This window comes from Phyllobacterium sp. TAF24 (assembly GCF_052113785.1).
Taxonomy (GTDB): domain Bacteria; phylum Pseudomonadota; class Alphaproteobacteria; order Rhizobiales; family Rhizobiaceae; genus Phyllobacterium.
In genome coordinates this window covers 39507-51858 of sequence record NZ_JBFRDN010000017.1, presented here as the reverse complement: position 1 = coordinate 51858, position 12352 = coordinate 39507, and the positions used below count along the sequence as shown (strand labels likewise).

The 12352-nt window shown below is 54.8% G+C and carries 10 protein-coding genes and 1 pseudogene; 1 reads left to right on the top strand and 10 read right to left on the bottom strand.

The annotated features are described in order from the left end of the window. Positions 1-51: 51 nt before the first annotated feature. From AB4Y96_RS15555 to AB4Y96_RS15540, 4 genes and pseudogenes are all read right to left on the bottom strand, one after another. Positions 52-648, bottom strand: a complete 597-nt coding sequence (locus tag AB4Y96_RS15555) for a hypothetical protein (protein WP_441918400.1) — start codon at positions 646-648, stop codon at positions 52-54. A 260-nt stretch (positions 649-908) separates the two neighbouring features. Further along, positions 909-2387, bottom strand: coding sequence for a DHA2 family efflux MFS transporter permease subunit (locus AB4Y96_RS15550; RefSeq protein WP_091886818.1), 1479 nt, complete (start codon positions 2385-2387; stop codon positions 909-911). Positions 2388-2562: 175 nt separating this feature from the next. Then, entirely contained in the window at positions 2563-3045 is a 483-nt protein-coding gene (locus AB4Y96_RS15545; protein WP_441918350.1) for a GNAT family N-acetyltransferase, read from the bottom strand. 313 nt (positions 3046-3358) lie between these two features. Further along, positions 3359-4727 (bottom strand): annotated as a pseudogene (locus AB4Y96_RS15540) (ISNCY family transposase); the annotation flags it as partial. 344 nt (positions 4728-5071) lie between these two features. Between AB4Y96_RS15540 and AB4Y96_RS15535 the strand changes: the two are divergent. Then, a complete protein-coding gene (locus AB4Y96_RS15535) occupies positions 5072-6568 on the top strand; it encodes an MDR family MFS transporter (protein WP_441918349.1) in 1497 nt (498 codons plus the stop codon). 19 nt (positions 6569-6587) lie between these two features. On the opposite strand, the gene AB4Y96_RS15530 is transcribed toward AB4Y96_RS15535, so the two are convergent. The 6 genes from AB4Y96_RS15530 to AB4Y96_RS15505 form a co-directional block, all read right to left on the bottom strand. Next, complete coding sequence (locus AB4Y96_RS15530; RefSeq protein WP_441918348.1) at positions 6588-8363, bottom strand: adenylate/guanylate cyclase domain-containing protein; 1776 nt, start codon at positions 8361-8363, stop codon at positions 6588-6590. A gap of 87 nt (positions 8364-8450) precedes the next feature. Beyond that, a complete protein-coding gene (locus tag AB4Y96_RS15525) occupies positions 8451-8921 on the bottom strand; it encodes an ABZJ_00895 family protein (RefSeq protein ID WP_441918347.1) in 471 nt (156 codons plus the stop codon). A gap of 58 nt (positions 8922-8979) precedes the next feature. Then, complete coding sequence (locus tag AB4Y96_RS15520; RefSeq protein ID WP_441918346.1) at positions 8980-9537, bottom strand: hypothetical protein; 558 nt, start codon at positions 9535-9537, stop codon at positions 8980-8982. 198 nt (positions 9538-9735) lie between these two features. Beyond that, on the bottom strand, positions 9736-10518 hold the full coding sequence (locus tag AB4Y96_RS15515) for an SDR family oxidoreductase (RefSeq protein WP_441918345.1): 783 nt from the start codon (positions 10516-10518) through the stop codon (positions 9736-9738). A gap of 26 nt (positions 10519-10544) precedes the next feature. After that, positions 10545-11735 (bottom strand): aminotransferase class V-fold PLP-dependent enzyme, encoded by a 1191-nt coding sequence (locus AB4Y96_RS15510; RefSeq protein ID WP_441918344.1) that lies wholly within the window; start codon positions 11733-11735, stop codon positions 10545-10547. Positions 11736-11740: 5 nt separating this feature from the next. After that, a complete protein-coding gene (locus AB4Y96_RS15505; protein WP_091884923.1) occupies positions 11741-12211 on the bottom strand; it encodes a RidA family protein in 471 nt (156 codons plus the stop codon). Between the last annotated feature and the right edge of the window lie 141 nt (positions 12212-12352).

Sequence of the window (12352 nt, the reverse complement as noted above, 5' to 3'; positions counted from 1 at the left end):
GTTGCTATTTTCAGATGGGTTGATTTCGCCGTCAGATGAACAAACGGAAAATTACATGGGTGGAACCACGCCTTTGGTGCCCACTACAACACGGCTTGTGGAAATGGCGCCATCTGCCGCTTTTTCGCCGGGTACAAACACAACGGCGCCGGGGGTCAGATCCGCCGTTGTTGCGGGGGCGAAGGTAACGATTGGCGTGCCATCGGCAATGGAGATTTTCTTATCCTTGCCCTGATATTTGACCGTTACTGTACGACCGTCGACCGATTTGACCGCGTCTGCCACCGTGGCGTTTGTCATCGAGCTGTTCGGTTTCAGATCCCACGAATAGCTTCCTTCGCCTGTGCCTTTCATGGCCGCCGGGAAGATCAGAACTTCGAGCGCACCATCGCCGCCATCGGCTTTGAGAAGCGATGCAATACCGACGAAGTCGCCGGGCTTGATATCATCAACCGATGCCTTGACGACGCCCGCCACCTGCCAGCCTGATTTAAGCGCGACCTTCGTTGTCGCACCTTCTCTGGTCTTCACGGTCAGTGTCGTCGCATCGATACTGYTGACCGTTCCGCGCACTCTCACACGTTGATCAGCCGATGTTTGCGCCTGCGCCGGCAGTGTTGCCATCGCGGCACCAACCGCGAATAGCATCGCCACGGATATCCGATCCAAACCATACTTGAAGTGCATGCTCTTGCTCCTTTGTTTATCCGACGGCCGATGAGATGAATGAGCGAGACACGACATAGCCCTGCGTGCCAACCTCAGTGCTGGAACGCTTTATCGGGTAGAGAATAGTGGTTGAAACTCCATCGTGTCGTCAAAACGTCCGCTGGCTGTCGGGCTCTATCACTACCGGATGGGCCAGAGAGGCACCAATCAAGTTCAAGTGAGACGAGAGTGACCTGGCGTCATTCCGCCGGAGCTTTGGCTACGCCCTTCGTATGGCCACTAATGTCTGATCCTGCTGAGCGCGAAAAGCGCAGATTCCAGATCGTCGCCGTCAATGAGATCGCTGTCACAACGAGAAAAGCCGCGGAGAAATCACCAAGTTCGGGCGTTGCGTGGCTTCTGACCAGCATCGACCCGGATAGCGCCAATGCTCCAACGCAGATGCCAAGCGACAGCATGAGCTGCTGGAATGTCGTGTAGAAACTGGTCGCCGAGCTCATGCGTTCGCGTCCGATCTCATCATAGGCGACGGTATTGTAGGCTGTGAACTGAAATGACATGAAAAATCCGCAGCACATCAAAATGCCGAAGATCAGCGGGAGCGGCCAATCCGGACGGAACGCGGCGCAAAGCGCATAGCCAAATGTTGCAACCAGACCATTGACGATGAGGCTTGCGCGAAAACCAAAATTCCTGAGAATTTTCGGTGCAACAGCCTTCATGATCATTGAGCCGAGTGCCGTGGCAACGATGATACCGCCCGCCCGCGCGGCGGATAAGCCAAAACCCAATTGCAGCATGAGAGGCAGCAGGAAAGGCTGCGCGCCCTGTGTGATACGCGTCAGCGAACCCGCGATAACCGATGTGCTGAAACTGCTGACACGCATGAGCGAGAAGTCGAGGATGGGGGAGGGATGGCGCTTGGCGTGGGCCAGATAACCGGCACCAAAGACGACACCAATCACAACCAGCAGTGCGGCCACTTTGCCTTCACCCGGACGGCTTGCCATTTCGAAGCCGAACAGAAGAGAGCCGAGCGAAATGCCCGAAAGGATAAGACCAAGGAAATCGAAAGGACCGGTGGCTTCGCCTTTCACATTTTCGATGAACCGTGTGACGAGGATAAAACCAAGGCATCCGATCGGTACATTGATATAAAAGATCCAGCGCCAGTCGAAATAGGTCACGATCAGCCCGCCAACGGGTGGTCCCAGAATTGGACCGACGAGTGCAGGGACGAGCAACCACGACATGGCCGAGACAAGATCCTTACGCGCAACGCTGCGCATAAGTACGAGACGGCCAACCGGCATCATCATCGCACCGCCGAGCCCCTGAATAATTCGGGCAAGAACGAGAAAGCGCAAATCCGGCGCCTGCGCGCAAAGGATTGAGCCAAAGACAAAAACCAGTATGGCGACGCTGAAAACTGTCCGCGATCCAAACCGGTCCGCGATCTTGCCACTCGCCGGAATAAAGATCGCGAGGCTGAGCAGATAAGATGTGAGGGCGAGACTCATCGCTGGTGGCTGAACGCCGAAGTCGCGGGCCATGGTCGGCAATGCCGTTGCCAGCACCGTTGCATCGAGCTGTTCCATGAACATGGCACTGGCAACAATAAGCGCGATGGTGCGGAAGTTCGGACCTGTCTTCTGGATTTCAGGCGCTTGGGTCGTAATCGGCAGAGCCTGCGGGCTCTGGCAAGTTTGGTCCGACATGGTCGGGGTCGCTCTCAATAGCGCGTACATATCAGAAAGAGAATGTCGCGGATTTGCAAACGGCGGTCAGCCGTGGGGAAACGACCACCGATATAAACCTGAGATTATACGATATCCATATACAATCTCGTGATTCATTGTACCTGATACAAAATAATTGCCGCGAAGCCCGATGTTACCCTTTGCCAATACGCTTGGTCATATTGAACCCGGTCAGGCGAAATCCGGTGGATTCGTAAACATGTTTGGCCCGTTCGTTATCGGCGGCCACGCGCAGACGCAGGTGTTGAATACCCATCTCGTCCAATACGTCCTGAAGCGCGCTCAGGGTAGCCTTGCCATAACCTTTGTTCTGAAAATGGGGAAAGACATAAATATCATTGATGAAGGCCGAGCTTGATACGGGGTCCGCGCGAAACCAGAGATAACCAACAACCTGTTCATCGCCATCTTGAACATCAAGGATACAGACCAGTGTCTGGCCCTCTGTTTCCGGACCATTTGGCAAATCTTCTGCAATCTCGCGCTTGGCTTGAGCAATTGCCTCATCGCTTGAAAGATCATAATTCGACGAAATCTCAGCCGCATAGTCAGGGATAAAATAGCCCAGATAGTAAGCTTCAAACTCAGTTTTAAGCATGGGTCTGAATCTGATCATGATTGCCATCACCTATATGTCGCGGCCTTTGGTTGTCTGTCGCTGTGTTATCGCCAAACAAAAGGAATATCCAGTGCGACGCATCGCTTTCATTGCGGAGAGAGTATGCATCCTCCTGAAAACAAAGCGGGTTTAGCATCTGTTGCAGTTGAAAATAGAATGTGCCCCAAAGCGACACAATGTGGCAGCAATTTAGAAATGTCGCGTTGTGTGCAAAGTAGAAATGTCATCCCGAGAGATGCCGAGTTGCGTCGCCGGGCAGGGCGGAGACTTCAACATCGCAGCCCGGACCGGTGACAGTGAATAGAGCCGTGGCAGCTTGCTCCTGTAGTCTGCCTTCTCTTCGTTTCTCAATCCAACTGTCGCGCCGCGAAGGTTTGCGGGCGCGTTTTTGATAATCGATAATCTCGCTGTTGGTCTTCACCTTGGGAGCAGGTAGCGGGTCCTGTTGAGCCTTGATCAAAGACAATACATCGCCCAGCCGCTTGTTCTCGGTCACGGCCGCATGGGTGACACGCTGATCCTTGTCGAACATTGTGTAGGGTAGGGTTACGCCTTTCCAACGCATCTCCAAACGTCCGTCGGCAAAGGCGTAGGTGTCGATATATTGACCGACGAGACCCCGACTGAGTTCATTCTCCTTCAGCATGATGCGCTTGCGCTCATAGGAGAATGCCAGTTGCTCTCCGACATAGCGTTGTTCGCGCTTGCACAGGATGTTGTTCGCGCTTGCACAGGATATCGCGCAATCTATCGGGAACAACATTGAGTGGCCGGTGCAGATTGTCCGGCCTGATTGGAGCAACAGAGAACCTTTCGTTGAACGCGTCCTTAAAGTCCGGCAGGAAAGCATTGCCGGTGGCCATATCGCTGATACCAGCCAGTCGCATCTCCTTGACCATGCGATCCTGCAAGGTGCGGTTGACCCGCTCAACACGGCCTTTCGCCTGGCTCGAATTGGCGCACAATATCTCGATGCTGAGCTCTGATAATGCCCGGCCGAACTGGGTCATCCCCTGGCCGTTCACGGCTTCCTTCTTCGCTACACGAAATACCGAATGCTTATCGGAATAGAATGCGACCGGACGTCCATGCGTCTTCAGATAAAGCTCCAAAGCCTCGAAATAGGTGAAAGCGCTTTCCGAACGCACAAACAAAAGCTGCATCAACTTGCCCGTGGCATCATCGATAAAGACGAGCAATGTGCATCGGTCACCACGATCCTCAAACCAGCGATGATCGCTGCCGTCGATCTGAATCAATTCGCCATAACATTCCCGGCGCAGTCGAGGTTGGCGAAACGTCCGGCGCTGTTTGCGTGACAGCCATAAACCATCATCCGCCATCCATTTGCGCAACGTCTCGCGTGATACCGAAAATCCTTGTTCGACCAGCTTCTCGGTCGCCAGCGTCGGCCCAAAGTCCGCATAGCGTTCCCGAACCACCTGCAGCGCAAGGTCTCGCACACCATCCTTGATCCGGTTGTTCGATCGTCGGCCGCGGCTGCGATGTCGCAGCGCCGGAGCGCCTTCAAGACAGAAGGTCCGCATGATCCGCTGCACCTGACGCACGCTCAGCGACAACACAATGGCCGCCGACGCAATCGTCCGGCGGCGCTCCACAACCTCTGACAAAACCTCGATACGGTGCAGTTCGCGTTCGCTCATCAAAATCAGTCCCAAAATCCGCATCCCATATCTCGTTGCACTCAACAAGAAGTGACACAGCGACGTTTCTACTTTGCAGAAACAGGACACTTTAACTTTGCGGCTACACACAAAGATCGCATAAGATAGCTTATGGAACTGCGTGTGATGTCAGCGGATGGCAGTTAGTCGCTGCAATGTAACCATCAAACAATTGACATCTGCACGTTCGAGGAGTTGAACTGCGTTGCGCAAGCCGCAATTATCAGTAGCCCCTTGCCGCCACCACACTTTGATCCCACAGACTATATTGCTCGCCCGATGGTCTTCATCGACCCGTCGACAACTGTCCCAGCGAGTGGAAAGCCAGAACAGATAAAATGTCCCAATCAGTTGAACGTTCAAAGCGTCCGTTGATTATTGCCTCGATCGTGCTGGCAACTTTCATGGTCGCCATCGAAGCCACGATCGTTGCCACAGCCATGCCAAGGATTGTCGGACAGCTTGGCGGCTTTACCTATTACAGCTGGGTTTTCTCGGCGTTCCTATTGGCACAGTCCACGACAACTGTCGTCTACGGCAAACTGTCGGATATTTTCGGCCGCAAGCCAATCCTGATCGGCGGTATTGTCATTTTCCTCATCGGTTCGGCGCTGGCCGGTTTTGCCTGGTCAATGATGTCACTGATCGCGTTCCGATTGCTACAGGGCATAGGTGCGGGAGCGATCCAGCCGGTGACAATGACCATTGTTGGCGATCTCTATAAACTTGAGGAACGGGCCAAGGTCCAAGGCGTGCTTGCCAGTGTCTGGGCCATCTCTGCCGTAACCGGCCCGCTCGCTGGCGGTCTGATTGTCGATCATGTTTCCTGGGCATGGATTTTCTGGATCAACCTGCCTATCGGCCTGTTTACCATTATTGGCTTTACCCTCTTCCTGCATGAGAAAATCGAACCGCGCAAAGCCAGTATCGACTATCTGGGCACGATCCTGTTTACGGTTTCCATTGTCTCGCTTTTGATCATCCTGACCGAAACAGAGGCTGATCTGTGGATACTGGCATCCCTCGGTGCCCTGTTTATCGCCACGGGCGTCCTCTTCTTCATGCAGGAACGCCGGGCACCGGAGCCGATCATTTCGATTGCGCTTTGGAGCCGCAGGCTTATTGCAACCAGCAATGTCGCAACGCTTCTGGCCGGCATGGCGCTGATCGGTCTGACGACCATTCTGCCAATTTATGTGCAAGGCGTGCTCGGTCGCTCACCTCTCGTTGCTGGGTTCACACTGACCATGCTGATTGTTGGTTGGCCTCTGGCAGTCATGCTGTCCATCCGCCTTTTCCGTGCATTTGGAATCCGCCCGACCTTACGCGCGGGCAGCTTCATGTTCCCGATCGGCGCGTCCTTTCTTCTCTTTCTGACACCGGAAAGCAGCCCTGTTTATGCGGGCTTCGGCGCATTCCTTATGGGGTTCGGCATGGGTCTGGTCAGCGTGACCAGTGTTGTGCTCGTGCAGGAGAGCGTCGAATGGTCCATGCGCGGCAGTGCTACGGCTTCCATCATTTTTGCCCGTAGTCTCGGCAATACGCTTGGGGCAACCACCCTCGGCGCCATATTGAACATCGGCATCGCTCACTTTGGCAGTGGTGATCTTGCTGACCGGCTGCATCAGATAATCAATCAACCGACAGGCCTTTCGAGCCTGTCGACCGATCCTGCAATTCGCTTTGTGTTCCACTCCGCTCTGCACTGGAGTTTTTGGGGTGTGTTTATCGTCGCATTGCTCACCTGCATAACGACGTGGCTCATCCCGGTATCGCGTGAAGCCGGAGGCAAACCACCAACGCAGACAGAAATGCAGGAAGCGATGACGTCCTGACAGCACACGGATTGCCCGTTTACTCGGGCAATCCGGCTTTGCGCAACGCATCGAGATAGCGTTCAAGATGTTCGGGCGTTTTCCAGGGAACACCGACGCGCGTTGTCGTAATGCTGGTTTCGGGAGCAACGCTTAACAGGCCATCCAAAGCAGCACGGGTCGCATTGGCATCTCCCATCTCTCCCAGTGCCGCCAGAAGAACCCGGTGATCGGTCGGGAAATTATAATTCATGTGAAGGGCTTTGCGCGCCCACTCCGCCGCGGCGTCATAATGTCCGTCGGCGAATTCTGCCATGCCGAAAAACGCAAAAGTCCAGTAGTTGGCCGGGTCCCGCGGGCTCAGCCTAATCGCCATTTTCAGGGTTTCCCGCGCGCTCTCAATTTCTCCGGCAAGCGCATAATAACCGCCGCCCCACATCCGCGCGAATGCCAGATTGGGATTGAGATCAATGGCTGTTTCCAGACAGCGGCGTGCATCGTCGAAACGGCGCATGAAGAGCGCTACTGAGCCAAGTATTGTATGGGCCTCGGCATCCCGGTCATCCAGTTCGACGGCCAGCCTTGCCATGTCCTGCGCTTCGGCCATGGCTGCCTGCGGGTTGGGGCTCCAGGCATAAAGCACATCGACAATCTTGCACATGGCGTAGACGACCCGCGCCCTTGCCTGGTTCGGATCAATGGCGATTGCCTTCAGCACAAAATCCTTGGCAGCGGCGCTGTCTTCCTTTGTCCAGCGCCAGGCGTGCCAGTTGGCTCGCATCATATAGTCCCAGGCATTCAGATTTGCCGGATCTTTACGCCGCGCCCGCTTCATTTCTGCGCCAATGAGTTCCGGTGTAACAACACCCACAATGCTTGCCGTGATATCGTCCTGAACCGCAAAGACATCGTCCATCTGCCGGTCGAATTGCTCGGCCCAGATATGATTGCCGGTTGCAGCGTCAATCAGCTGCGCGGTGATGCGTACACGAGAACCACTGCGCCGAACGCTGCCCTCCAGCACATATCGCACACCAAGTTCCCCGGCGACCTGCTTTATGTCAACGGCCCCGCCCCTGTATGTGAACGAAGAATTACGGGCGATGACAAAGAAGGCCTGATTGCGTGCCAGACCGGTGATAATGTCTTCGGCAATTCCGTCGGCGAAATATTCCTGATCCTTATCCGCGCTCATATCCTGAAACGGCAGCACCGCGATGGCCGGTTTGGCGACATCCTCCACCGGCGGTGCGCTGGAAGCGGCGCGCTTCACACCAGCCATGATCTCAAGCACAACCCGGTAAACGCGGATGCGCTTCTTGATGTTCTTGACCTGCCGTTCGCCGAGGTCTTCAAAGGTAAAGGCCACTTTGCCAGCAACCTGCTCGAATACATTGGCAGTGATCGATATTCCGCCCGGTTCGGCCAAAGCTTCCATTCGAGCGGCGATGTTGACGCCATCGCCAAAGATATCGTCACCATCAATGACAATATCGCCTATGTTGATGCCTGCCCGGTATTGAATACGCTGATCTTTTGCAACACTCACCTCCGCCTCCGCCACCCCGCGCTGAATGAGAACAGCGCTCTCGACTGCATCAACGACACTGCCGAATTCAACCAGCAGTCCGTCCCCTGTCGTCTTGACGATACGGCCATTGTGTTCGCGCAGAACGGGATCAATCAATTGCTGGCGATGCAGGCGCAGCCGGGCAATTGTGGCCGCCTCATCCGTCTCCATATGACTGGAATAGCTGACCATATCGATTGCCAGAATAGCAACGAGTTTGCGTGCAACGCGGTCGGTGGCCAACATTATTCCCCGTTTGAATGGCTCTGCACCTGACTTTACGAGTCTATCGGGCTCAAGTCCATTTGAAACCGCTTTCAGTCGTCGGGGCGGCTATTCCTTCGCCTTGGCAAGACGCTTCAGCGCGCCGCGTCCCATAAAGCCCGCAGTGAAATATGTAATGATAAATGCAAGGACGAGACTACCAGCCAGAATAATCGCCACAAAAGTAGCATCAATCCTCCCCAGCCCAACCCCACTGGTCACAGTGTCAAGATTGAGGGAACCGGTCGCGATGTAACTCATAAGCAGCAATGTTGCGACGTTTATAACAATAGTGATGATTGCCGCGCCGAGTGAAAACCGCAATTTTTCGCCTGATGTCATCACCCGGCCTGTTGTTCTTGTGAACAGATCAAAAGCCGGGGCAAGCGCAACCACCAGAGTGATGATACTCATAGAGCTGGGTATGTCGAACTTCAGTACCGTAGTGATCACCTGAACGAAGATGACGCATAATACAAATGCGAATATGAACCGAACAAATATCGGGGCAAGACTGGTCTGAACGGGAGAAGAACTCATTTAGCGTGTCTCACATTTGGAGCGAGATAATCGGATCAGGAGCCAGGATTGGCTTTATTTAACCGCCCTTTGTCAAGCGGGCTGTTTTTGCGGCAGTTTCGCAAGCGGGCGCGAATTGGGTGCGGTCGTTCCGATAGAGACATATCAGAAAATAGTCCTTACCTCCGGCAATCGTTGCAATGATGCGCCTTGTCCTCATTGTTTTCGAAGTACCAAAAACCATTGCCTCGTCAAAGGTCATGTCAACGGCAAGGCGGCCAAACATTTGCGTTGGTTTCTTGGAAACAAAACGGGTCTTTCTGTCGGTCAGATCAGACACATATTGCGCGGCATAGGCCTCCATCGTCTGTTCGGTAACATCTTTGACGGCGCGTATATTCATGGAATACATCTCAATCAGAACGTCGCCATTTTCCGGCGTCGATGCTGTCACACCCATAGGATCGCCGGTTCCATCAGCGAACATGGTGCTTATTCTGAAATTTCCCGGATATTTGTAACTATAGGAGCCATCACGCGCATGAAACTCCTTGAGGTTTTCGGCCGATGCGCCTGAAGCGGCCATCATGATCAGACCGGAACAGCCAAAAGCCCGCAAAAAGGTCAAAACCGGCATAGAATCCCCCCTCAATCTGCGCCTCATATCTATTTCAGCTGTGTTCCGAATTTATGTCAAACCACAATACCGATGTATCAATCAGATCGCCGCAATCGCATCATTTCGTCGAATACTTGGATAGGCGGGAAAACCTGTTCCAGCTTGGGATGGCCGGACACGGCGCCCATCCCATATTCGCTATCGCTCAGGGCGCCATCAGCCCAGAGTTGAATTGAAAGCACCGCCGTCGAGCAGCAGGTTCTGGCCAACGATAAAGCCGGAATATTGGCTGCACAGGAAAGCTGCAGCCGCGCCAAACTCTTCCTTCGTGCCAAAGCGGCCCGTGGGATTGGCGGCATGCGCTTCGGCGCGGGCCTGTTCAACGGAAATGCCCTTGGTTTCCGATGTCTTTTCCAGAAACCCCTTGATCCGGTCGGTTTCGTGCGAACCGGGCAACAGATTGTTGATGATCACGCCATGACGGGCGACCTGCCGCGCGGTTCCGGCAACAAAACCGGTCAGACCGCTGCGCGCCGCATTCGACAGGCCAAGCTGCGCAATGGGCGCTTTCACCGAACCGGAGGTGATATTGACCACGCGCCCCCATTTGCGCTCGATCATGCCGGGAAGGATGGCGTTCATCAGATAGATTGGCGTCAGCATATTGGCATTGACTGCCTTCAGCCATTCTTCCTCATGCCAGTCTGACCAGAGGCCAGCTGGCGGACCACCGGCATTGTTGACGAGAATATCGGGCTGCGGTTCAGCAGCCAGAAGTTCCTTGCGGCCCTCTTCCGTTGTCACATCAGCAGCAACAATCTGAACCTTGACGCCATACGTCTCGGCAATCTCTTGCGCCGTCTGGCGCAGTACCGCTTCCGTGCGTGCATTGAGTGTCAGGTCAACGCCTGCTTCTGCCAGTTTTTCCGCAACACCGCGCCCGAGGCCCTTTGAACTCGCACAGACAATTGCCCGCTTGCCTCTGATTCCCAAATCCATTTTGTCCTCACCTGTCCTTCGTTCCGTCAAGCGGCCTGCCGTGCAAGCACGGCAACATTGTCGCAAAGACGGTCTATTTCCTGTCTTGTATTCAGATAGCTGACCGACGCACGCGCAATTTCGTTTAGCCCACGCGCGGTCATATCAAGCGGTGTGTAAGGTATCCCATTTGCCGCAATTGTAATCCGCTTTTCCGCAAGCTTGCTTCTAATAATCTGTGGTGCCATGCCTTCCAAAGTGAAGGACACAAGGCCGGATTTTTCCGTACCAAGGTCCTGAACCGTCACGCCGGGAATGGCGCTGAGCTGATCGCGCAATTGCCCGGAAAGGCTGACAATCCGCTCGCGGATCGCAGATACGCCAAGGCTTCGCGCCTGTTTCAATGCCGCGCCCAATCCGAGAAGCAGGGCAATCGGCTTTTCACTCGTCTCGAAACGCTGGGCATCCATTCGCACATTCGGCCCGTCTTCGCCCCATGATGAGGAGAGCACATCAAGATAGGCCGGTTCCAGCCTATCCTGAAAATCCTTCCTCACATAGAGAATGGCAGCACCGCGTGGGCCACGCAGATATTTACGACCCGAGCCCTTGAGCATATCGCAGCCAATGGTGGCCACATCCACCGGAAGCTGGCCGAGCGTCTGCGCGGCATCGATGAAATAGGGGATGCCCGCAGCCCGGGTCACCCGTCCAATTGCCGCTGCATCATTAATGAGCCCGCCATTGGCCGGAAGCCACGTCAAGGCGACAAGCCGCACGCGCTCATCGATCATGGCTGCAAGCGCCGTAGCATCAACACTGCCATCTTCATTGGCCGGGATGATCTCCATCCGCGCACCTGCTCTGTTGGCGGCCGCCTGCATGGTCGAAAGATTGCCGCCCCATTCCTGACGTCCGACGAGAATGCGATCTCCTGCTTTCAGCGGCGGTAACGCGGCGAAGGTCAGGCCCCATGCGGCCGAACCGCTGCTGGAGAAGGCGATTTCCTGAGGCGTTGCGCCGATGAGACCAGCCGCGTCCGCCCTCGCTTCGTCGATCAGACCTGCGGCGTTGGCAGCGGCTTCCATCGGCCCATAGAGCGATTCACGCTGCAAGTGCTCTGTTACCGCCGCAAGTGTACTGTTCGATGGCAGCGACGAGCCGGAATGGTTGAAATGCGTGCTGATGGCACAACCCGGTGTTTCCGAACGCAGCTGTTCAATGTCGAGTGCTTCCATTACGATCAACCCTCCAGCTCGACAAGTGCATCAATCTCAACCGTAACACCACGTGGTAGGGAACTGACGCCGACAGCCGCGCGGCTGTGGCGGCCTGCATCGCCAAATACGGCCACCATCAAATCCGACGCGCCATTGGCCACTTGCGGATGCTGTGTAAAATCAGGTGTTGCAGCCATAAAAACTCCGAGCCTGACGATACGGCGCGCGGCTGCAATCGTACCATCGGTCGCCGCAGCGATCTGGGACAGCACGTTGATCGCTGCGATTTCTGCTGCTCTGCGCCCTTCTTCTGGAGAAACTGCCGCACCGACAACACCATGGACGGCATTTTCATCATCAATCCGGCTGATCTGGCCCGAGATGCTGAGCAGATTGCCCGCACGGACAACCGATACATAATTTGCAACTGGGGTGGATGCGACCGGCAATTCGTGACCAATGCTTGCTAGTTTCTCTGCTATTGTAACTGACATCATAATCTCCGGCTGAATTTAGACGCATCATCTGCGGTGCGCGCCGGTGGGTCCAATTCAAATCACCGGGATTACCGATCGATCTGGCTAATGTCTTGAAATCTCGATATCGTAACGACCAACCCAATTTTGTTCTCGAAA

Excerpts from the sequence above, each read along its gene's own strand:
- AB4Y96_RS15550 (WP_091886818.1), bottom strand. The coding sequence starts at position 2,387 with ATGTCGGACCAAACTTGCCAGAGCCCGCAGGCTCTGCCGATTACGACC.
- AB4Y96_RS15545 (WP_441918350.1), bottom strand. The coding sequence starts at position 3,045 with ATGATCAGATTCAGACCCATGCTTAAAACTGAGTTTGAAGCTTACTAT.
- AB4Y96_RS15535 (WP_441918349.1), top strand. The coding sequence starts at position 5,072 with ATGTCCCAATCAGTTGAACGTTCAAAGCGTCCGTTGATTATTGCCTCG.
- AB4Y96_RS15530 (WP_441918348.1), bottom strand. The coding sequence starts at position 8,363 with ATGTTGGCCACCGACCGCGTTGCACGCAAACTCGTTGCTATTCTGGCA.
- AB4Y96_RS15525 (WP_441918347.1), bottom strand. The coding sequence starts at position 8,921 with ATGAGTTCTTCTCCCGTTCAGACCAGTCTTGCCCCGATATTTGTTCGG.
- AB4Y96_RS15520 (WP_441918346.1), bottom strand. The coding sequence starts at position 9,537 with ATGCCGGTTTTGACCTTTTTGCGGGCTTTTGGCTGTTCCGGTCTGATC.
- AB4Y96_RS15515 (WP_441918345.1), bottom strand. The coding sequence starts at position 10,518 with ATGGATTTGGGAATCAGAGGCAAGCGGGCAATTGTCTGTGCGAGTTCA.
- AB4Y96_RS15510 (WP_441918344.1), bottom strand. The coding sequence starts at position 11,735 with ATGGAAGCACTCGACATTGAACAGCTGCGTTCGGAAACACCGGGTTGT.
- AB4Y96_RS15505 (WP_091884923.1), bottom strand. The coding sequence starts at position 12,211 with ATGTCAGTTACAATAGCAGAGAAACTAGCAAGCATTGGTCACGAATTG.